The organism is Kribbella sp. NPDC049584, from assembly GCF_040675555.1.
Lineage (GTDB): Bacteria > Actinomycetota > Actinomycetes > Propionibacteriales > Kribbellaceae > Kribbella.
Window position 1 is genome coordinate 608,647 of record NZ_JBFAPF010000002.1, and the last position, 19,863, is coordinate 628,509.

At 68.4% G+C, this 19,863-nt stretch carries 23 protein-coding genes; 13 read left to right on the forward strand and 10 right to left on the reverse strand.

Going from position 1 to position 19,863, the window contains the following annotated elements; translation table 11 throughout:
• The first annotated feature begins 42 nt into the window (after positions 1-42).
• Positions 43-678 (forward strand): tRNA (guanosine(46)-N7)-methyltransferase TrmB, encoded by a 636-nt coding sequence (gene trmB, locus AB0J62_RS09650; RefSeq protein WP_363866546.1) that lies wholly within the window; start codon positions 43-45, stop codon positions 676-678.
• A 3-nt stretch (positions 679-681) separates the two neighbouring features.
• Here trmB and AB0J62_RS09655 read toward each other — a convergent pair whose 3' ends face one another.
• Positions 682-3,270 (reverse strand): family 78 glycoside hydrolase catalytic domain, encoded by a 2,589-nt coding sequence (locus tag AB0J62_RS09655; RefSeq protein ID WP_363866549.1) that lies wholly within the window; start codon positions 3,268-3,270, stop codon positions 682-684.
• 154 nt (positions 3,271-3,424) lie between these two features.
• Between AB0J62_RS09655 and AB0J62_RS09660 the strand changes: the two genes are divergently transcribed.
• From AB0J62_RS09660 to AB0J62_RS09685, 6 genes are all read left to right on the forward strand, one after another.
• Complete coding sequence (locus AB0J62_RS09660) at positions 3,425-3,511, forward strand: putative leader peptide (RefSeq protein ID WP_363867744.1); 87 nt, start codon at positions 3,425-3,427, stop codon at positions 3,509-3,511.
• A gap of 54 nt (positions 3,512-3,565) precedes the next feature.
• Positions 3,566-4,492 carry a sulfite exporter TauE/SafE family protein gene (locus AB0J62_RS09665; RefSeq protein ID WP_363866552.1) on the forward strand — a complete coding sequence of 309 codons (927 nt, stop codon included), beginning with the start codon at positions 3,566-3,568 and terminating at the stop codon, positions 4,490-4,492.
• A gap of 33 nt (positions 4,493-4,525) precedes the next feature.
• Positions 4,526-5,596, forward strand: a complete 1,071-nt coding sequence (locus AB0J62_RS09670) for an ABC transporter substrate-binding protein (protein ID WP_363866555.1) — start codon at positions 4,526-4,528, stop codon at positions 5,594-5,596.
• A gap of 43 nt (positions 5,597-5,639) precedes the next feature.
• Positions 5,640-6,425 (forward strand): ABC transporter ATP-binding protein, encoded by a 786-nt coding sequence (locus tag AB0J62_RS09675; RefSeq protein WP_363866558.1) that lies wholly within the window; start codon positions 5,640-5,642, stop codon positions 6,423-6,425.
• Positions 6,415-7,284: an ABC transporter permease gene (locus AB0J62_RS09680; RefSeq protein WP_363866561.1), complete on the forward strand. Its 870-nt coding sequence runs from the start codon at positions 6,415-6,417 to the stop codon at positions 7,282-7,284. Before AB0J62_RS09675 ends, AB0J62_RS09680 begins: the two co-directional genes overlap by 11 nt.
• 193 nt (positions 7,285-7,477) lie before the next feature.
• Positions 7,478-7,873 carry a PLD nuclease N-terminal domain-containing protein gene (locus AB0J62_RS09685; RefSeq protein ID WP_363866564.1) on the forward strand — a complete coding sequence of 132 codons (396 nt, stop codon included), beginning with the start codon at positions 7,478-7,480 and terminating at the stop codon, positions 7,871-7,873.
• Positions 7,874-7,892: 19 nt separating this feature from the next.
• Here the strand turns inward: AB0J62_RS09685 and AB0J62_RS09690 are convergent, their stop codons facing one another.
• From AB0J62_RS09690 to AB0J62_RS09705, 4 genes are all read right to left on the reverse strand, one after another.
• Positions 7,893-8,186 carry a WhiB family transcriptional regulator gene (locus tag AB0J62_RS09690; RefSeq protein WP_134097793.1) on the reverse strand — a complete coding sequence of 98 codons (294 nt, stop codon included), beginning with the start codon at positions 8,184-8,186 and terminating at the stop codon, positions 7,893-7,895.
• 211 nt (positions 8,187-8,397) lie between these two features.
• Entirely contained in the window at positions 8,398-8,763 is a 366-nt protein-coding gene (gene crcB / locus AB0J62_RS09695) for a fluoride efflux transporter CrcB (protein WP_363866567.1), read from the reverse strand.
• Positions 8,760-9,146, reverse strand: a complete 387-nt coding sequence (locus AB0J62_RS09700) for a CrcB family protein (protein WP_363866571.1) — start codon at positions 9,144-9,146, stop codon at positions 8,760-8,762. Before AB0J62_RS09700 ends, crcB begins: the two co-directional genes overlap by 4 nt.
• Complete coding sequence (locus tag AB0J62_RS09705) at positions 9,136-9,684, reverse strand: histidine phosphatase family protein (RefSeq protein WP_363866574.1); 549 nt, start codon at positions 9,682-9,684, stop codon at positions 9,136-9,138. Before AB0J62_RS09705 ends, AB0J62_RS09700 begins: the two co-directional genes overlap by 11 nt.
• Before the next feature lie 658 nt (positions 9,685-10,342).
• Here AB0J62_RS09705 and AB0J62_RS09710 point away from each other — a divergent pair.
• On the forward strand, positions 10,343-11,422 hold the full coding sequence (locus AB0J62_RS09710) for a 3-deoxy-7-phosphoheptulonate synthase (RefSeq protein WP_363866577.1): 1,080 nt from the start codon (positions 10,343-10,345) through the stop codon (positions 11,420-11,422).
• A 51-nt stretch (positions 11,423-11,473) separates the two neighbouring features.
• Positions 11,474-12,769, forward strand: coding sequence for a glycoside hydrolase family 32 protein (locus AB0J62_RS09715; RefSeq protein ID WP_363866580.1), 1,296 nt, complete (start codon positions 11,474-11,476; stop codon positions 12,767-12,769).
• A gap of 9 nt (positions 12,770-12,778) precedes the next feature.
• On the opposite strand, the gene AB0J62_RS09720 is transcribed toward AB0J62_RS09715, so the two are convergent.
• Together AB0J62_RS09720 and AB0J62_RS09725 are read right to left on the reverse strand one after the other, a co-directional pair.
• On the reverse strand, positions 12,779-13,486 hold the full coding sequence (locus tag AB0J62_RS09720; RefSeq protein WP_363866583.1) for a nucleoside/nucleotide kinase family protein: 708 nt from the start codon (positions 13,484-13,486) through the stop codon (positions 12,779-12,781).
• Entirely contained in the window at positions 13,432-14,487 is a 1,056-nt protein-coding gene (locus AB0J62_RS09725) for a LacI family DNA-binding transcriptional regulator (RefSeq protein WP_363866586.1), read from the reverse strand. Before AB0J62_RS09725 ends, AB0J62_RS09720 begins: the two co-directional genes overlap by 55 nt.
• A 141-nt stretch (positions 14,488-14,628) precedes the next feature.
• Here AB0J62_RS09725 and AB0J62_RS09730 point away from each other — a divergent pair, with 141 nt between their 5' ends.
• From AB0J62_RS09730 to AB0J62_RS09740, 3 genes are read left to right on the forward strand one after another with little or no spacing between them, the layout of a single operon-like run.
• On the forward strand, positions 14,629-15,660 hold the full coding sequence (locus tag AB0J62_RS09730; RefSeq protein ID WP_363866589.1) for a substrate-binding domain-containing protein: 1,032 nt from the start codon (positions 14,629-14,631) through the stop codon (positions 15,658-15,660).
• A gap of 5 nt (positions 15,661-15,665) precedes the next feature.
• Positions 15,666-16,661 (forward strand): ABC transporter permease, encoded by a 996-nt coding sequence (locus AB0J62_RS09735; protein WP_363866592.1) that lies wholly within the window; start codon positions 15,666-15,668, stop codon positions 16,659-16,661.
• Positions 16,658-17,452 carry an ATP-binding cassette domain-containing protein gene (locus AB0J62_RS09740; protein WP_363866595.1) on the forward strand — a complete coding sequence of 265 codons (795 nt, stop codon included), beginning with the start codon at positions 16,658-16,660 and terminating at the stop codon, positions 17,450-17,452. The genes AB0J62_RS09735 and AB0J62_RS09740 overlap by 4 nt, the downstream gene beginning before the upstream one ends.
• On the opposite strand, the gene ybaK is transcribed toward AB0J62_RS09740, so the two are convergent.
• Both ybaK and AB0J62_RS09750 read right to left on the reverse strand, forming a co-directional pair.
• Entirely contained in the window at positions 17,453-17,941 is a 489-nt protein-coding gene (ybaK, locus tag AB0J62_RS09745; protein WP_363866598.1) for a Cys-tRNA(Pro) deacylase, read from the reverse strand.
• Positions 17,928-18,614: a helix-turn-helix domain-containing protein gene (locus tag AB0J62_RS09750; protein WP_363866602.1), complete on the reverse strand. Its 687-nt coding sequence runs from the start codon at positions 18,612-18,614 to the stop codon at positions 17,928-17,930. Before AB0J62_RS09750 ends, ybaK begins: the two co-directional genes overlap by 14 nt.
• 76 nt (positions 18,615-18,690) lie before the next feature.
• On the opposite strand from AB0J62_RS09750, the gene folE reads away from it, so the two are divergent.
• On the forward strand, positions 18,691-19,302 hold the full coding sequence (gene folE, locus AB0J62_RS09755) for a GTP cyclohydrolase I FolE (RefSeq protein WP_363866605.1): 612 nt from the start codon (positions 18,691-18,693) through the stop codon (positions 19,300-19,302).
• 66 nt (positions 19,303-19,368) lie between these two features.
• Here folE and AB0J62_RS09760 read toward each other — a convergent pair whose 3' ends face one another.
• Entirely contained in the window at positions 19,369-19,695 is a 327-nt protein-coding gene (locus AB0J62_RS09760; protein WP_363866608.1) for a hypothetical protein, read from the reverse strand.
• Positions 19,696-19,863 lie beyond the last annotated feature (168 nt).

Genomic DNA, 19,863 nt, shown 5'->3' on the forward strand with positions numbered 1-19,863 from the left:
AGGCAGGCGGGCGTCTTCAGTACGGTCCGGCGGAGTGTTCGGATGACGGCTGGGCAGACGCGGGTCTGGCAGACGCACTGGTCGGAGCTCGGCCGGACGCAGGAGGAGCTCCCTCCAGGTGAGCTGGATCTCGCCGAGTGGTTCGGCCGGGAAGCGCCTACCGTGCTGGAGATCGGCTCGGGCATGGGCGAGGCGACCGCGCAGCTCGCCGTCGCAGCTCCCGAGGTCAACCATCTGGCCGCCGAGGTGTACCCCGCCGGCCTGGGACAGCTCATGCTCTGGGTGGAGAAGTACGACCTGGACAACGTCCGGCTGCTGCAGGGCGATGCGCTCGACTTCCTCCGCGATCACGTCGCGCCGGGCGCACTCGCCGGCGTACGCATCTATTTCCCGGACCCGTGGCCGAAGAAGCGCCACCACAAGCGCCGCCTGGTCAGCTCGCCGTTCGTCGCCTTGGTTACCTCCCGCCTGCAAGCCGGCGGAACGTTGCACCTGGCAACGGACTGGGCGCATTACGCCGACCGCATGCTCGCGGTGTGTGAAGCCGAGCCGTCTCTGCGCAACCAGTACGACGGCTGGGCCCCGCGACCCGCCTGGCGCCCGGTCACCAAGTTCGAGTCCCGCGCGCAGGCCGAGGGCCGCGAGGTCCGCGATCTCATCTATACGAAGGTGCTGTAGTCATCAGGGGGCAGACCGACTGGTGAAGTGCCACTGCCCGGCCGGCACCGTGAAGATCGTGTACCCGTCGTCGTACGTCGGCTCGCCGGCAAATGACTGCGGTACTGCGGCAACGTCCGATGCAGCCGCGGACGGCACATGCACCTCTGCCGTCGTACCGACCGGCACCTGGACCTCCAACGACAGCACCCGACCGGTCCGCTGCCAGGAGACCGACACCCGCCCGCGGATCGTCTCGGTCCGGATGCTCGCCGAGTTCACCTCGTCGCGCGCGTCCGGCCGGACCACGATCCGCTCGCAGCCCGCGTCGACCACGCGCAACCCGGCGACGTTCTCGAAGATCCACTGCACGACCGTGCCCTGGAAGTAGTGGTTGCGCGACCGCGAGTCGTCCTCCCACATCTCCCACATCGTGTCCGCGCCGAGGTCGAACCAGTAACCCCAGCTGGGATAACTCCGTTGCAGCGCGACCTTGGTTGCGACGTCGCCGTACCCGTGGGCGGTCAGCACCGGGAGCAGTACGCCGACGCCCAGGCATCCCGTGTTGAGATGGAACCCGCGCGCCTTGACATCAGCGGCCAGCCCCGCCGCCACCTTCGCGACCATGTCGTCCGGCACGATCCCGAACGCGAGCGGCACGGCGTTGGACGTCTGCCGATAGTCCGGATCCTCGGCCGACCGGTACCGTCCCGCCTCGCGATCCAGGAACGCCCGGTTCAACCCGTCCGCGAGTTCGTCGGCGGCCTTCCGATAGTCGTTGGGCTGACCAATCAGCTCGCCGATCTCCGCGGCGACCACGACGGCCCGATACAGGTACGCCGTACCCGTCAGCCGCCGGTCCTCCGGTGCCGGACCGTTCCCGTATCCCGGCGGGAGCCAGTCGCCGAGCACACTCACCGACAATCCGTCCTCGACCCGGCCGAGCTCCCAGGACAGATAGCGCGTGAGCGATTCCCAGTGCTCGCGGAGCAGTCGTTCGTCGCCGTACCAGCGGTACATCTCGCGCAGCAGGAACGGATACACAGTCGGCCACTCGGTCGCGGGGGACAGGTCGGTGAACCCCCACCCGCTCGACGGCACGATCACCGGCAGCTGCCCAGAGTCCGCCTGGCTGTCCCGGATGTCGCCGAGCCACTTTGTGAAGAACCGCGCCAGGTCGAGCGTCGCCAGCATCGTCGGCGAACCCACCTGCGCGTCCCCGGTCCACCCATTCTTCTCGAAGAACGGCGTGTCCGTAGGGATCCCGTGCAGGTTGCTCAGGACCGTACGCCGCATCGCCTGCTCGAACTGCTCGTAAGGCGCCTGTGACGCGGCGAACTGGGTCACACTGCTGACGTCCGAGTTCACCACCCGCATCTGCACCTCGGCGCGCGCGCCCTCGATCTGCACGTAGCGGAAGCCCTTGTAGGAGAACCGCGGCTCCCAGGTCTCGGTCGCGCCGTTGCCGGCCGCAACATATTCGTCGCGCTGGATCCGATCGCCGTCGACGTGTCTGTTCTCCGCCACCACGTTGCCATCAGCAACCGTCTCGCCGTGCGTGAGGCTGATCGTCGTACCGGCCGGCGCGGTCACGGAGAGTTTGGTCCAGCCCGCGACGGTCCGCCCGAAGTCCGCGATCCACACACCCGGCCGGACCTCGGTGACCTCGACCGGATCCACAGTCTCCACCACCCGGATCGGCTCGTGCGCCTGCGCGGTCACCTTGCCCTTCGGCGCCTCCACGACTGCGGCTGCCGACCAGGACGAGTCGTCGAACCCGGGCGCGTCCCATCCCGGCAGCGCGCGGCGGGCGTCGTACGTCTCGCCGGTGTACAGCGAGTCGGACAGCGTCGGTCCGCCGGTGATGCGCCATGACTCGTCCGTGACGATCTCGTCCACGCGCCCGTCGTCGTACTCGACAACGAGCCGGGCGTTCAGCCGCGGGTCAGCGGTCCACGGCGCCTGATGCCAACGCCAGACATTGACCGAGGTCAGGCCGAAGAACCCACGCCCGAGCTCAGCCCCGACGACGTTGTCGCCGGCCGTGATGAGCTCGGTGACGTCGTGCGTCACATAAAGCACCGTGCGGTCATAAGCGGTGAAGCCAGGATCGAGCACGGCGTCACTCACCGCCTGGCCGTTGAGCCGCAGGTCGGCGTACCCGAGACCGCTGGCGTACAACCGTGCCCGGCGCACAGTCCCGTCGACGGTGAACCCACGTCGCAGCAGGGGAGCGCTGTCGGTCGCCCCGCCGATCCACTGTGCCGACCCGAAGCCTTCCTCGCGCAGACCGGTCTCGAACCATTCCGGTGCAGCCCACTCCGAAGCCTGGTCGTCCCACAAGCGGACAGTCCAGTAATACCGCGTCCGCGCCGCCGTCGGTCCGTCGTACTCCATGCCGAAGGTCCGCGCCGAGTCGACCTTCCCCGAGTCCCAGACATCCGCGCTCTCCGGAGTCAACAACTCCGGCGCGGACGCGACGAGAACCTGGTACGCCGTCTGCGTCGCGCCGTACCCGGGAGCGGTGGCGACCCAACTGAATCGCGGCCGGTTCACGTCGACACCGAGCGGTCGGACGGCGTACTCGGTCTTGAGAGAGCGGGGAGTCAGCACGCACAGGACCGTAGGCAGGGGACGCCGCAGCATTCAACGATCTGACCAGAACCGGCCGATGATCGAATCTGATCGTTTGTCTCGATCAGTGATTGACCGTCCCAGATGCTGAAACCTGAGCATCTTGCTCGACTTTGTGCGCTTTCATGGACGAGTGCAGATCACCTCGAACGCTCCCGGCGATGCGCTGACGCGCCGTCGGCACGTCGATCTGCTCCGCGTGAACTCCTCGGGTTGTTGACCTTCGGCGTACCACTCCGCCTGTCTCTCCTCCCCGACCCGTAGGAGTAGTTCCGTGCGTCGTCTCATCCTGATCGCCTTGCTGGGCTCGATCGCCCAACTCGTCGACGGCACGCTCGGCATGGCATACGGCGTCACCGCCAGTACGGCCCTGCTGATCACCGGGATCACCCCGGCCGTCGCCTCCGCCTCGGTGCACCTGTCCGAGGTCGGCACCACGCTCGCCTCGGGCCTGTCGCACTGGCGTTTCGGCAACGTCGACTGGCGCGTGGTCGCGCTGATCGGTGCGCCGGGCGCGGTCGGCGCGTTCGCCGGCGCGACGTTCCTGTCCAGTCTGTCGACCGAGTCGGCGTCGCTGTGGGTTGCCGGTCTGCTGCTCCTGCTCGGCGTGTACATCCTGGTCCGGTTCGGCACTGGGAAGGTCCGCGCCGTGATCGAGGGCCGTCCGGCCGGGAAGTTCCTCAGTCCGCTCGGTCTGGTGGCCGGCTTCATCGACGCCACCGGCGGTGGCGGCTGGGGACCGGTCGCGAACTCCGCGCTGCTGTCCAGCGGCAAGCTGGCGCCGCGGCGCGCGGTCGGGTCGGTGAACGCGGCCGAGTTCCTGGTCTCGGTCGCCGCCAGCATCGGTTTCCTGTTCGGCCTCGGTCGCGACAACCTGCCGTACGACATCGTCGCCGCACTGCTGATCGGCGGCGTCATCGCGGCCCCGATCGCCGCGTGGCTGGTATCCCGGTTGGCGACCCGCTGGCTCGGGGTCGCGGTCGGCCTGGTGCTGATCCTGACGAACGCCCGCACCCTGCTGAACGGTCTCGACGTCACCACCGGCCCGCGGTACGCCGTCTACGCCGCCCTCGTCGCCGCCTGGGCCGGCCTGGTCGTCTACGGAGTCCGGATCACCGGCCGCCAGGCGGACACCAGTGCCGACACCCCTGCCGACACCGAGGCAGTCACGGTCGAGCGCGAGCTCGAACCCGCTTCCTGAAGCTTCGCCTTCCTTCAAGACAAAGGTCTTCTCGTGAGCATCTCCGCCATCCGTCCGTTCCGCCTGCTCGCCGCCACCGTGGCCCTGACCCTCGCCGCTGCCGGCTGCTCGCGCGCCGGCGGCAGCGACGACACGGCCGCCGCGTCGAGCGACAAGGGGCCCGCCACCGAGCTGCGGCTCGGCTACTTCCCGAACGTCACCCACGCCGCCGCGCTCATCGGTCTCGGCAAGGGCCTGTTCACCAAGGACCTCGGCAGCACGAAGCTGGTGCCGACCAAGTTCAATGCCGGCCCCGAGGAGGTCGGCGCGCTGCTCGGCGGCTCACTCGACGCTGGCTTCATCGGCTCCGGGCCGGCCATCAACGCGTACGCGAAGTCCAACGGCGAGGCCGTCCGCTTGATTGCCGGCGCGACGTCGGGCGGCGCTCAGCTCGTGGTGAAGCCGGCCATCACCAAGCCGGAGGACCTGATCGGCAAGACGGTGGTCACTCCGCAGCTCGGCAACACGCAGGACGTGTCGCTGAAGAAGTGGCTCGCCGGCAAGAACCTGACCGGCAAGGTCAAGGTCACGAACCTGGAGAACGCCCAGACGCTCGACGCGTTCAAGAAGGGCGACGTGGACGCGGCCTGGCTGCCGGAGCCGTGGTCGTCGCGGCTCGTGCTCGACGCGGGCGCGAAGGTGCTGGTCGACGAGGCGTCGTTGTGGCCGGACGGGAAGTTCCCGACCACCGTGCTGATCGTGCGGACCCAGTTCCTGCAGGAGCACCCCGAGACCGTGAAGGCGCTGCTGTCCGGGCTCCTCGCGGCGATCGACTACAGCAGCACGAACACGGCCGACGCGAAGGCCGTCGTGAACGACCAGCTGAAGCAGGCGACCGGTAAGGCGCTGAAGCCGGCTGTGATCGACCGGGCGTTCAAGAACATCCAGATCACCGCGGACCCGATCGCGAGCACGTTCCCGCAGCTGGCCAAGGACCAGGTCACGGCCGGGATCGCGAAACAGGCCCCGGCGGTGGCCGGCTTCGCGGACCTCGGCCCGCTGAACGACGTACTCAGCAAGGCAGGAAAGCCGACGGTGGACGCCGCCGGCCTGGACTCGAAGTAGCAGGACCACTCGAAGTAGCAGGACGAGTAGTAGGAGGCAGGCCATGACCGCGACCATCGACACCTTGCCGGACGTGCTGAGCCCGGTGCGCTTTCATCAAGTAGGCAAGACGTTCGGGACCGGCCGGAAGTCGGTGGTCGCGTTGGACGGCGTCGATCTCGAGGTCGAGCCCGGCGAGTTCGTCTGCCTGCTCGGTGCCTCCGGCTGCGGCAAGACCACGCTGCTGAATCTCGTCGCGGGCCTGGACCAGCCGACGGCCGGGCGGATCGAGCTGAACTCGTCGCGGCCGGCGGTCGTCTTCCAGGAGGCGGCGCTGATGCCGTGGCTCACCGCGGCCGGGAACGTCGAGTTGCCGTTGCGGATGGCCGGCGTACCCAAGGCACAGCGGCGAGCGAAGGCGGCCGAGCTGCTGGAGCTGGTGCGGTTGGCGGGCCTGGGCGACAAGCGCCCGCACGAGCTGTCCGGCGGCATGCGGCAACGCGTCGCGCTGGCGCGGGCGCTTGCGTCGACGACCGACAGCACCGGGGACGCTGGTGACAAGCCGTCGTTGCTGTTGATGGACGAGCCGTTCTCCGCCCTCGACGCGATCACCCGCGACGTGCTGCAGGGCGAGCTGCTCCGCATCTGGCGAGCCACCGGGACGGCGATCCTGTTCGTCACCCACGATGTCCGCGAGGCAGTGCGACTCGGCCAACGCGTCGTACTGCTCTCGTCGCGGCCCGGCCGCGTCGTACGGCAGTGGGATGTCGAGGACGCTCCCGATGCCGCAGCTGTGACCGACGAGATCAACGCCGCACTCCGCAAGGTGATCAGCAGTCATGCCGCTTGACGTTCAGGAAGGGTCCGTTGAGGCCGGTCTCGACGCGCTCGACACTCCGGTCGACACCACCGAGGGTTCGCGGGTACGGCGGATCGCCGCGCGCGTCCTGCCGCCGATCGGAGCGGTTGTCGTCCTGGTCGCGATCTGGCAGGCGCTGTGGGCCGCTGCGTTCTGGCCCGAGTTCAAGCTGCCCGCGCCGGCGGCGGTCTGGAGTCAGATCTGGCAGCTCGTCACCAGCGGCGACATCGCCGAACTGTTCTGGGTGTCGGTCCACCGCGCGGTCATCGGGTTCGCGATCTCGCTGCTGATCGCCGTACCGCTCGGGCTCGCGATCGCCAACCTGACCGTCGTACGCCGAGGTATCGGGCCGCTCGTCTCGGGCCTGCAGAGCCTGCCATCGGTCGCGTGGGTCCCGGCCGCGATCCTGTGGTTCGGGCTCAACGACCGCGCTATCTACTGGGTCGTCCTGCTCGGTGCCGTGCCCTCGATCGCCAACGGGCTCGTCTCCGGTCTCGACCAGGTGCCGCCGATCCTGCCGCGCGTCGGAAAGGCCCTGGGCGCCGGCCGGTTCGGCGGCATCCGGTACATCCTGCTGCCCGCCGCGCTGCCCGGGTTCCTCGGCGGATTGAAGCAGGGCTGGGCGTTCTCGTGGCGCTCGCTGATGGCGGCCGAACTGATCGCCACCTCGCCAGAACTCGGCGAGGGCCTCGGGCAATACCTGCACAACGGCATGTCGCTGTCGGACATTTCGATGGTCTTCGCCGGCATCGTGCTGATCTTCGTGGTCGGCGTCGGCATCGAACTCCTCGTCTTCCGCCCCCTCGAGAACACGGTCCTGCGAGCACGAGGACTGGGTCCTGCCCGGTAATCCCACGCCTACTGCGCGGCACTCGGCACGGCACCTCGCCGCACGGGTGCAAAGGGAACGATGCTCCGCATCGACCCCTTCGCCCCCGCGCGCCGATGCACCGCACCGAGCACCTGCTCGCTACGGCGTGAGATTACCGGACAGGACCCGCCGCCTCCGCCCGCTGATCGGGTCCGCGCCGTACTGTTGGAACGTGGTTCGATTCCTGCCGTTCCTGATCAGCCTGGTGCTCAGCGTGTATGCGCTGTTCTCCTGCATCCAGACACCCGACGAGGAAGTCCCATACCTGCCCAAGCTGGTGTGGATCGTCCTGATCGTGTTCGTCCCGTTCGTGGGCCCGATCGTCTGGCTGCTGATGTCGCGCACGCAGGGCGGTGGCGGCCGCGAGGCCGTCGTACGGCCGTCGCGGCCGGTCAGCCGTCCGGTGGCGCCCGATGACGATCCGGACTTTCTCAAGTCACTGGACCGCTATCGGGACCCGCGCACGACGGTCAAGCCGCCGGAGCCCGAAGACCCCAAGAACAAGGGCCCGAAGAACAAGGCCCAGGACGACGAACCCCCGTCCGAGAACGACGAGGGAACTGCCTGACATCTGTTGCGGGCAGCTCCTACGCCGACTTCCGGTGCTCGGGGAGGACGGTGTTGTCGCGCTCGGATTCCGTCGTGCCGCCCCAGACGCCGTACGGCTCTCCGACGGAGAGCGCGTGCTGCCGGCACTCGGGCTGGACCGGGCACGTCCCGCACAGGGACTTGGCCACCATCTCGCGGGCGCGTTTGCGAACGCCACGCTCCGATTCGGGTGAGAAGAAGAGCTCCGGGTTGACATCCCGGCATGCGGCTTGTGACTGCCAGTCCCACAGATCCATGAGCGGGCGGGGCAGGCGAGGCATCCCTCTCGACATGGCAACCTCCTTGACTCACCGTGAGCGCGGACGGGCGCTCGGTGAAAACTATGCTCATCTCTTACGTAGTTCAACCCTTGTTGTCTCGAAGTTCGGGCCATTCGTTATCACCGCGTGCCGTTGCGGGCCGTGATCGGGCCCGTTTCAGGCGCACAGCAGGCGCACAGTCAGGCGGCGCAGGTGTTCACGTCATCACCTCGTGTGACATGAGTCACTTACTCAGCCAGGCTCCTGCAACAGCGGCGATCAGCCCGGTACCCAGGTTCAGTACGACGTTGAGGACCGCCTTACCGCGATGTCCGGAACTGGCCAACGCCGTCGTCTCGGCCGCGAACGTGCTGTACGTCGTGAACGCGCCGCAGAACCCGACGCCGACGAGCAAAGCGATCGTGTGATTACCGACGCCGGTCAGCAAGCCGAGCAGGAAACTGCCGAGGATGTTGACGGCGAAGGTTCCCCAGGGCAACGGGGTCTCGATCCGGGCACCGAGCAACAACCGGGTCACCATGTGCTTGTCCACCAGGAACCTGAGCGGCGCACCGACCGCGGCGCCGAGTGCGACCAGTAGGATGTTCATCGCGTCCGGCCGCCGACATGCTCGCCGATCGTTGCCGCCGCCAACGCCGCGGCGACCGTGCCGAAGAAGTAGACGAATGCAACAACCATCTGCACGTGCAGCAACTTCTCCGTGTCGACCGCGAAGGTCGAGAACGTCGTGAAGCCGCCGAGGATGCCCGTGCCGAGGAAGGGCCGCAGCAGCGGATGATGGCGCGGGGTCAGATGTGCGAGCAGAACCCCGATCGCGAAGCATCCGAGCACGTTGGTGACGAACGTCGCCCAGGGGAAACCAGTCGCTCCGTGCGGCACCGCTTCGGCCAGTCCGTAGCGGGCCAGCGAGCCGATGACACCACCGAGAGCGACGACGCCAATGATGCGTGGCAGTCCCGGCTCAGCCGTCATTCGCCGGATCGTACCGGTAGTACTCGTGGGCGCCGTGGGCCGTGTCCTTCGCGCCGGTCAGCGCCCGGATCACCGTCGCGTGGGTGATCGCGAGGACGGGTCCGTCGGTGCTGGCGGTATGCCGGGCGAGAACTCCGCGGGCACGCTCCCGGACCTGGGACAGCGGCTCCCACGGTCGCTGCACGCCCTCGGGCCATTCGCCGTCGTACGCCTCGAACTCGGCCTGGGCGGCGTGGAGGTCGGCGATGCCGCGCCACTGGCCGGTCTGGTCAGGCAGCCAGTCGCGCAGGTCGTAGTCGACCCGGACGCCGAGCGCGAGCCGGTGGCCGATGATCGCGGCGCTGTGCAGGGCGCGGGTGAGCGGCGAGCTGACCAGGTACGTCGCGCGGATGCCGCCGAGCAGGTCGGCCAGCTCCTCGGCCTGTTTCATCCCGACGGCACTGAGCGGGGCGGAGTCGGTCGCCATCCCCGGCAGCCCGCGGGAATCGACCGGTTCGTAGTCCGGCTCGCCGTGCCGGACCAGGTAGATCTGTGTCACGGCCACGTTCTACCTCAGATGCCTGGCCCCTGCCCATCCACGGGCGTGGCCGGGCGGCGGCGGAAGCGGATCGGTGAGCGACGACGGCGCTCGGACCTGGTGCAGTTCGTCGAAGAGGTTGTCGAGGCCGGCGCGTGGCTCCGAGGGGCTCTGGCCCTCGACCCACCGGACCTCGGTCGCGCCCTGGCCCGTGCACCGCCAGGACCGAGTCGAGGTCGGGCCAGACGGCTGTGGCCGGATTGTCACCCCGCCATCGCAAGGCCACCGAGCCGTCGCTGAACTCACAGCCCTCAGCCACCACTCCGGTCCCCGAAACCCCACTCGGATCCCGATACCGAACCAACTCAAAGGTCCGCGGCCTCACCACCTGCAGCACTCCCCGTCGTCTAGCCGGTCTTGCAGCCATCAACGAGCCCACACCACTGACGGTTACTGATGACGGTGCTGAACGGATGGTATTGTCGTGGACGTGAAGCGTAGCTATTGGCGATTTTTTGAGTGGCCGGCTCTGGTGCCGGGCAGCTCAGCCGATCGCTGACGCCCAACCGCAGACACCGCAGCCGGCCCGAAGCCAAGGACATCCGTCCTTGGCTTTTCTCGTCCCACCAGCCGGCTGCCTGCGCTGCAACGCGAGCGGACCGGCGGAAAGGTCCCCCCGATGAACACCCTCCCGAAACCGACCGAACAGGCGCGCGTCGTCGACCGGCGGATCGAGAAGACCGTCCCGCTGATCACCCCGCAGGCGCTGCACGACGAGTTCCCGCTCAACGACGAGCTCGCCGGCCGAGTCGCCGACGGTCGGCAGGCGGTGGCCGACGTACTCGACGGCGTCGACGACCGGTTGCTCGTGGTCGTCGGCCCGTGCTCGGTCCACGACGCGAAGGCCGCCCTCGAGTACGCCGAACGACTGCGACCGGTCGCCGAGCGCCTCTCCGACGGCCTGCTGATCGCGATGCGCGTGTACTTCGAGAAGCCGCGCTCCACCCTCGGCTGGAAGGGCCTGATCAACGACCCGGGCCTCGACGGCTCCGGCGACGTGAACCGCGGTCTGCGGATCGCACGCCAGCTCCTCGTCCAGGTGACCGAGCTCGGCCTGCCTGCCGGCTGCGAGTTCCTCGACCCGATCACCCCGCAGTACATCGCTGACACCGTCGGCTGGGGTGCGATCGGCGCACGAACCGTCGAGAGCCAGGTGCACCGCCAGCTGTCGTCCGGCCTGTCGATGCCGATCGGGATGAAGAACCGCCCCGACGGTTCGATCGCCACGGCCGTCGATGCGATCAAGGCCGCCGCCGTGCCGCACGTCTTCACCGGTATCGACCACGACGGCGCGCCCGCGATCCTGCACACCCGCGGCAACCCGGACTGCCATCTCGTACTGCGTGGCTCCGACAGCGGCCCGAACTACGACGCGGAGTCCGTCGCGGGCGCGGTCGAGCTCCTCCGTAAGGCGGGCCTGCCGGAGCGGGTCGTCATCGACGCGAGCCACGGCAACAGCCGCAAGGACCACCGCCGCCAGCCGGTGGTGGCCGAGGAGATCGGCGCGCAGGTCGCGGCCGGCAACAAGGCGATCGTCGGCGTGATGCTCGAGTCGTTCCTGCAGGAGGGTCGCCAGGACCTCGACCCGACCCGGGAGCTGACCTACGGCCAGTCGGTCACCGACGCCTGCATGGGCTGGGAGACGACGGAGGAGACGCTCGAGAAGTTGCGGGATGCAGCAATCGCTCGACGTGGTTAGCTGTTCATCCCTAGGTGTCAAAGGCCGACCCTGATGGGGTAGGTGTGCACCATGACCTTCCCCTATCCAGCGACGAACTACCAGGAAGACAACCGCGGGCAGTTCCACTTCAGCACGCGGGCCGGCTGGATGAACGACGTGAACGCGCCGCTGTACTACCGCGGCGTGTATCACCTCTACTACCAGCACGCGCCGAACAGCCTGGTCTGGGACACCATGCACTGGGGTCACGCGACCAGCACCGATCTCGTGCACTGGACGCAACAACCGATCGCCCTCGACCCACAGGTCCACCCCGGTGACCTGTGGTCGGGCGGCGGGGTCGTCGACCTCGAGAACGCCAGCGGCTTGAAGACCGCCGACGACGACCCGATCCTCGTGTACTCCGGCACGAACGGCGTGACCGTCTTCTACAGCCTGGACGGCGGCAACACGTTCCTGACGTACGCCGACGGCAAGAAGGTCGTCACACCCGGCGGCACGAGCCGCGACCCGAAGGTGTTCCGGGACCCGGTCTCGGAGACGTGGGGCATGGTCGTGTGGTCGGACGAGGTCGGGAACGGCGTCGACTTCTACACCTCGATCAACCTGCTGGACTGGACGTTCGCGTCCCGCTACGCAGCCGACTGGTTGTTCGAGTGCCCGAACCTGATCCGGATGCCGCTCGACGACGACTACCAATGGGTCCTGCACGCAGGCAGCGGCCAGTACGTCGTCGGCGAGTGGGACGGTACGACGTACCACTCGGACTGGACTGAGCCGCAGCGGATCAACCAGACCGAGACCTTCGCCGGCGCCGGGTACTACGCGGCCCTGACCTTCGAGAACGTGCCGGACGGGCGGATCGTCTCGATGGCGTGGCAGGGCGAGAACAAAGGCTCGATCTGGACCGGCAACGCGTCGTTCCCGGTGGATCTCACCCTGCACCACACCGACGACGGCATCCGCGTTTTCAGCACCCCGATCCCGGAGCTTGCATCGCTCCGGGAAAGCACACAGACCTGGGAGAGCCTGACGGTCGAAGACGGCGTACAGCAGCTCCCAGCCGGCAGCACTTACGAGCTGGAGGCAACGGTCGACGTCAGCCAGGTCACCCGCTTCACCCTCAAGGTCGGCCGCGACGTGACGTACCAGGACCAACGGCTCGACGGCGCCGAGCTCCGACCGGTCAACGGCAGGATCAAACTCCACCTACTGGTCGACCGCGACCAACTGGACGTGTTCGGCAACGACGGCGCGGTCTACCAGAGCTATAACGCCCGTCCGGCCGGGCTCGAGCTGGTCGCCGAGGGGCGAGCCGTCGTGGAACAGCTGACGATCCACCAGCTCGGGTCTATCTGGCGATAGCCCAAGCGGTCAGGGCCGCGGCGAGAGCCGGAGGATGGCGTCGGCGCGGGATCGGGTGCTGTCGACGAGACGTGCGTTTGCTTCGTCGCTGCCCGCGGTCCGGGCCAGCGCCTCTTCCGGACTGCGGCCGTGCCGCAGGTGCCGGGCGGCGAGGCGCTCCCGGCGGACGACCGGATCCAGGTCGACGAACCAGCACTCGTCCAGTACCGGGCGAATCATTGCCCAAGGCCCCTGGTCGAGGAGCAGGTAGTTGCCTTCGGTCACCACCAGTCTGACGTCGGGCATCACCGGCACCGCGGCGGCGATCGGTTCCTCGAGGTCCCGGTCGAACCGGGGTGCCCAGACGGTGCGCCGGCCCGGTGACCGCAGCCGGTCGAGCAGGGCGATGTACCCGTCGACGTCGAACGTCTGCGGCGCTCCCTTCACCGGCACCAGCCCGAGTGACTGCAGCGCGGCGTGGGCCAGGTGGAACCCGTCCATCGGCACCAGCGCGACAGGATGACCCTCGGCCCGCAGAGCGGTGACCAGTTGTTCGGCGTACGTCGACTTGCCGGCGCCGGGAGCTCCCGCGATGCCGAGGACGGCCCGCCGTGCCCGGCGTACCAGTTGCACCGCCCGCGCGTGCGCGGTCGACTCGTCCAAGTGCCGCATGCTCTGGGTCGTCAATCCGGCGGCCGCGGGGTGGTCCTGGCCGGGCGGCCGTCGGGCGTCCGGCATCCGCAGCTCTCGCGGTGCTCGATCTCGGCCGGCAGGCGTTCGATCCGCCGCGGCGCGAACGGGTCGGCCAACCGGCGCAGCAGGAGTTGCACGGCGCGGGCGCCCATCGCATGGAACGGCTGGGCGGCGGCCGTCAGCGCCGGCGACATCGCGCTCGCCCATTCGAAGTCGTCGAAGGTCACCAGCGCGATGTCCTCCGGGATCCGGTGCCGGGTCTCCTTCAGAGCCAGCAACGCGCCGATGGTCATCGCGTTGTTGCCGCCGAAGATCGCGGTTGGCGGGTCCGGCCGGTGCAGCAGCGAGATGACGCCGGCGCGTCCGCCGGTCACCGTCGAATGGGCATCGACGATCAGGTCGTCGTCGACCGGGATCCCGCTGACCTGGTGCGCGCGACGATAGCCCTGCCGCCGCTCGTCGGTCGTGGACACTCCTGCCAGGCCGGCCAGCATGCCGATCCGGCGGTGGCCGATCTCGATGAGGTGCTCGACCAGGGCGGCGGCCACGGACTCGTTCTCCGTGCCGACCTGGTCCGCCCGGACGTCGCTCATCCGGTCGACCAGTACGAACGGCGTCTCGTGTTTGCGCAACACCGGCAACGTTGTCTCCTTCCAGCCCGGCGTCGGAGCGATGATCACCGCCTCGACGTTGTGGGCGAGCAGCGTCGCGACCGCGCTCGCCTCGAGCCGGCTGTCGTCGTGCGTGTCGCAGAGCAGCAGGGCGAAGCCGGCCCGCCTCGCCTCCGATTCCACGCCGGCGATGAGGTCGCCGAAGTACGGGTTGGAGGCGCCGGTGATCGCGAGTCCCAGGGCCCGGCCGGAGCGTTTGGAGACCATCGGCGCCGGCGGGGCATAGTCGAGCGCCTCGAGCGCGTGCCGGACCCGTTCCCTGGTGTCCGGCGCGACGTACCGGGTGCCGTTCAGGACGTGGGAGACCGTGCTGATCGACACCTCGGCCAGCTTGGCCACGTCGACCAGCCGTGCACCTCGACGTCCGCCGGCCATGCGGGCATCGTGCCCGCACGGAAACTCGCACGCAATCTTTTGCGCAAATCGTTCCGTGCTCATCTGAGCGGTCCTAGGTTGTGCTGCACCGCAGGCCGCCCGGCCGGGGGAGCGGGACGATCAGCACAGCAGGAGGCTCCGATGAGGTTCACCGGGATCCGGCGGTCCACAGCCGCCATGTCCGCACTCGTGTGCGTCGGCGCACTGGCGCTCAGCGCCTGTACGACGACGAAGAAGTCAGGGCCCGGATCTGAGTCGGGTGGTGATTCGGGTCCGATCAAGGTGGGGCTCGTGACGAAGACCGAGACCAACCCGTACTTCGTCAAACTGAGAGAATCCGCCAAGGCCGCGGCGGAGGCGAAGGGCGGCAGCCTGATCGCGCTGGCCGGCAAGTTCGACGGTGACAACGAGGGCCAGGTCACCGCGATCGAAAACCTTGTCCAGCAAGGCGTCAAGGGCATCCTGATCACCCCGAGCAACTCCGCCGGGGTGCTGGGCGCGATCAAGCAGGCCCAGGACAAGGGCATCATCGTGATCGCGCTCGACACGGCGACGGATCCGGCCGACGCGGTCACGGCGACGTACGCGACCAACAACGAGACCGCCGGCAAGCTGATCGGGCAGTACGTGAAGGCGCGGCTCGGCGACACGGCGCCGAAGCTGGTGATGATGGATCTCGACCCGAGCGCCACGGTCGGCGTCCAGCGGCACAACGGTTTCCTCGAAGGTATGGGACTACCGCTCAAGACGCCGGCGATCATCGGCAGCGCGCTGACCCAGGGCGACCAGACCAAGGCGCAGCAGGCGATGGAGAACCTGCTCCAGCGCGTCGGCGGCCAGGTGAACGCGGTGTACAACATCAACGAGCCGGCCGCGCGCGGTGCGTACCAGGCGCTGAAGGAGAAGGGCTTGGCCGGCAAGGTCCTCGTCGGTGCGATCGACGGCGGTTGCCAAGGCGTGCAGAACGTGAAGGACGGCCAGTTCGTCGGCACCGTCATGCAGTTCCCGAAGAAGATGGCCGAGGACGGCGTGAACGCGGTCTTCGACTATGCCAAGACGGGCAAGAAGCCGTCCGGCTTCATCGACACCGGCGCGACCCTGATCACCGACCATCCCGTCCAGGGTCTGGAGTCCAAGGACACCGCCTGGGGCGCACAGAACTGCTGGGGCTGATAGTGATGTCGACGGTAACGACCACCGCTCACAACGCCCGGAGCGACGCGGTGCGGACACTGTTCGCCCGCAACCCGGTCCTGGGCCCGACCGCCGCCCTGGTCGTCGCGATCATCGTCTTCTCGTTCGCGACGAGCACGTTCGCGAGTATCGACAACTTCTCGTTCATCGTTCAGCAGTCCATCGTCGTCGGCACCCTGGCGCTGGGCCAGACGCTGGTGATCCTGACCGGCGGCATCGACCTGGCGAACGCCTCGATCGCCGTCTTCGGCACGTTGCTGATGACCAGGCTCGTCACCGGGCACCTGTCCGCTCCGTTGGCGTTGGTCCTGGCGATAGTCGCGTGCGGAGCGGTCGCGACGCTGTCCGGTCTCCTGGTGAGCCGGATCAAGCTGCCCCCGTTCATCGTCACGCTGGGCATGCTCGCGGTGATGACCGCAGTGACGAACCTTTACAGCAAGGGCACCACCTGGCCGGTCCCGGACGGTCTGCTGACCTGGCTCGGTACGTCGCTCTACCTGTTCGGCCGGGTCCAGTTCACCCTGGGCATGGTGCTTGCCGCGCTGCTGTTCGCGGGAGCCTGGTTCGTGCTGGCCAAGACGGGCTGGGGCCGGCATGTCTATGCCGTGGGCAACGAACCTGAGGCTGCCCGGCTGACCGGCATCCACATCGACCGCACCCTGGTCAGTGTGTACGCGGTGGCCGGTGTCATCTACGGGTTCGCTGCCTGGATGGCTCTCGGCCGAACCCCGACCGCCGACCCGAACGCCTACCAGACCGGGAACCTCGACAGCATCACCGCGGTCGTCATCGGCGGCACCAGCCTGTTCGGGGGGCGCGGGGGCGTGGTCGGCACGATTGTCGGCGCGCTGATCGTCGCTGTTCTGCGCAGCGGTCTGACCCAGATGGGCATCGACTCGAACTACCAGAACCTCGCCACCGGCGTACTGGTGATCGGAGCGGTCGCCTTCGACCAGGCAACCCGCAGGAGGAGCGCATGAGCGCCGCACCAGTTGAACGTACGGCGATGCTGACCGGGCGTGGGCTGTTCAAACGGTACGGGCACGTCACCGCGATCAACGGCGCCGACTTCGACCTGTATCCGGGCGAGGTACTGGCGATTGTCGGTGACAACGGCGCCGGCAAGTCCAGCCTCATCAAGGCGCTCACCGGGGCGTTGCAGCCGGACGCCGGAACCATCGAGCTCGACGGCCGACCGGTGCAGTTCCACTCCCCGCTGGAAGCGCGTCGAAGCGGCATCGAGACGGTGTACCAGACGTTGGCCGTGGCCCCCGCTCTGGACATCACGACCAACCTGTTCCTCGGCCGGGAGATCCGTCGGGAAGGTCTGCTCGGCAAGCTCCGGATGCTGGACCGCAAGGCCATGCGCACCGAGGCACGCAACCAGCTCGACGCCCTTGGGATCGCCACGATCCAGGACATCACCCAGCCGGTGGAGAGTCTGTCCGGCGGTCAGCGGCAGGCGGTCGCGGTGGCCCGGGCCGCGATGTTCGGCAGCAAGGTGGTGATCATGGATGAGCCGACCGCGGCGCTCGGTGTCCGCGAGACCGCCCACGTTCTCGAGCTGATCAAGCGGATCAGCAATCGCGGTCTGCCGGTGGTGCTGATCTCGCACGACATGCCGGCGGTCTTCGAGGTGTCGGACCGGATCCATGTCCACCGGCTCGGCCGGCGGACCGGGGTGGTCGATCCGAAGAAGGTGTCGATGAGCGACGTGGTGTCGTTCATCACCGGTGCCGAGGAGATCCCGGACGAGGCGATGGCCTGGTGATCACCGAGCGATAGCGGCCGTGCGTGCCTTGGTCACGGTGATCAGGTCGGCGGGGGACAGGCCGATGTCGAAACCGCGTCGGCCGCCTGATACGTAGACCGTCGGGTGGTTGGTGGCGGTGCTGTCGATGACCGTGGGCAGGGCGCGCTTCTGGCCGATCGGGCTGATGCCGCCGACGACGTACCCAGTGGTGCGCTCGGCGGCAGCCGGGTCGGCCATCACTGCCTTCTTGCCACCGGCCGCGGCCGCGATCGCCTTCAGATCAAGCTGTTTCCCGACCGGTACGACGCCGACCGCGAGCTTCCCGTCGACCTCGACGAGGAGGGTCTTGAACACCTGCTCCGGGTTCAGTCCGAGCGCCTCGGCGGCCTCCAGCCCGTACGACTTCGCCGCCGGGTCGTGCTCGTACGCGTGCGTCGTGAACTCGACCTTCGCCTTCGTCAGCGCCACCGTCGCGGGCGTCCCCTGACTCTGCTTACTCTTCGCCACCCGGTGAGCTTAGTCCCGCGGGCACCAACCGGACGCAGCAGTGACCGGGCGACGGGGCGAGGCGAGCCTCGTAGGGAAGGTCGAGTGCGTCGACGATGCCGGCCAGCAGGTGCAGGTTCATCCCGCAGACCAGCTTGGGCTGCTCCTGGGCGATGCGCCGGAACGGGCAGTTGACCAGTCCGATGCCGTCCTTGTCCGCGCGCGGCTCGAAGCCGTGCGACGCCAGGATCTCGATCACCGGGCGGTCCCCGGCGTCGCGGCCGATCGCCTCGCCGTACTCCCGGGCGCGGCGGTTGACCGCGGCGCGCGGCGACGTACCGTCGGCTTCGGCGTCCTCGACGGCGGCGGCGAGGAGCCGGCCCGCGACGGCGTACTGGCGCTCCGGGAGGGTGATCTCGATCTCCCGGTCGGAGCGGTGGTACAGCTTGGCAGGCCGCCCGGCACCGGGGCCGGTGCGGCCGCTGCGGCGCTCGAAGCAGGTGTCGAGCAGGCCCTCCTCGGTGAGCCGGTCCAGATGGAAGGCGACCGTCGTCCGGGGGATGCCGAGCTCGGCCGCGGCCTCGTCGCGGCTGACCGGGTCCGGCGAGTTGACGACGTACTCGTAGAGCCGGCGGCGGGTCGGCTCCTCCAACGCGGCGACTGCCTGAACCTCTGTGTCCCACGACGTGTCCACGGGATGATTCTATCGACAACTTGTGTTGATGTAACAGTTATAGTGGCAGTTCGTTGAGACCTCAGGGAGTGTGCAGATGGCGATCTCGGCAGACCTCGAGTCCGTCCCCCTCCATATCGTCGCGCGGCGGGAGGAGATCGACCTTCCGGCCGCGGAGCGCGCGGTCGCGGATCTGCTGACCGCGCTCGGGCGGGACCCGGAGAGCGCACACCTGGCGGACACTCCGCGCCGGGTCGCGAACGCGTACGCGGAGATGCTCACGCCGCGGGAGTTCGAGCTGACCACGTTCCCCAACGACGAGGGGTACGACGAACTCGTCCTGGCCAAGGACATCCCGGTACAGTCGTTGTGCGAGCACCACCTGCTGCCGTTCCAGGGCGTCGCCCACGTCGGGTACCTGCCCGGCGACCGGATCCTTGGGCTGTCGAAGCTGGCCCGGGTGGTGGAGCTGTTCGCGCGTGACTTCCAGGTGCAGGAGCGGCTGACGAAGCAGGTCGCCGACTGGCTGCAGGACCACCTCGACCCGAAGGGCGTCGGCGTGGTGATCGAGGCCGAGCATCAGTGCATGTCGCTGCGCGGCGTCCGCGCGGTCGGCTCGCGCACGGTCACGTCGTCGCTGCACGGGATCCTCCGCGAAAACCCCAGTTCGCGGCAGGAGTTCTTCGCGCTGACCGGCCTCACCCCGTAGGCCGGGCGGTCAGTCCGAAGGTTCAGCCCCGTTTCAGCCCAGTTCGAGCTCAGTTTCAGCTGAGGCTCACGCCGACGCGACGGCCGGCGGGTGGTGGTGGTGGGTCCGGCGGCCGGTGGCGAGGATATGCGTGAGCTCGCCGGGCAGCAGGTCGGTGCCCGGCACCGGCTCCATCTCGGAGACGTCCAGCCAGCGCACCACGGTCGCGCCGCGGTGGCCGTGAACGGCGAGGATGGAATCCAGGTCCGGCCAGACGGCCGTGGAGGGGTTCGCGCCGTGCCAGCGGAGCGCGACCGAGCCGTCGGTGAAGACGCACCCTTCGGCGACGACTCCGGTGCCGGAAACCCCGCTGATGTCGGCGTAGCGGACGAGTTCGAAGGTCTGGGGTTTCACCGGTTCCACCCCGGGAGGCGACAGATTGGTGCCATGATCCTTTCCCCGTTGTCACGTGCTTGGGCTTTCGCCACAAACCGGGGACATGTACCGACTGTCAGCGGGGAAGTACGGTCTGTAGCGACTGATCTTCTCAACACAAGCTAGATCCAAAGGGCGGAACACGCC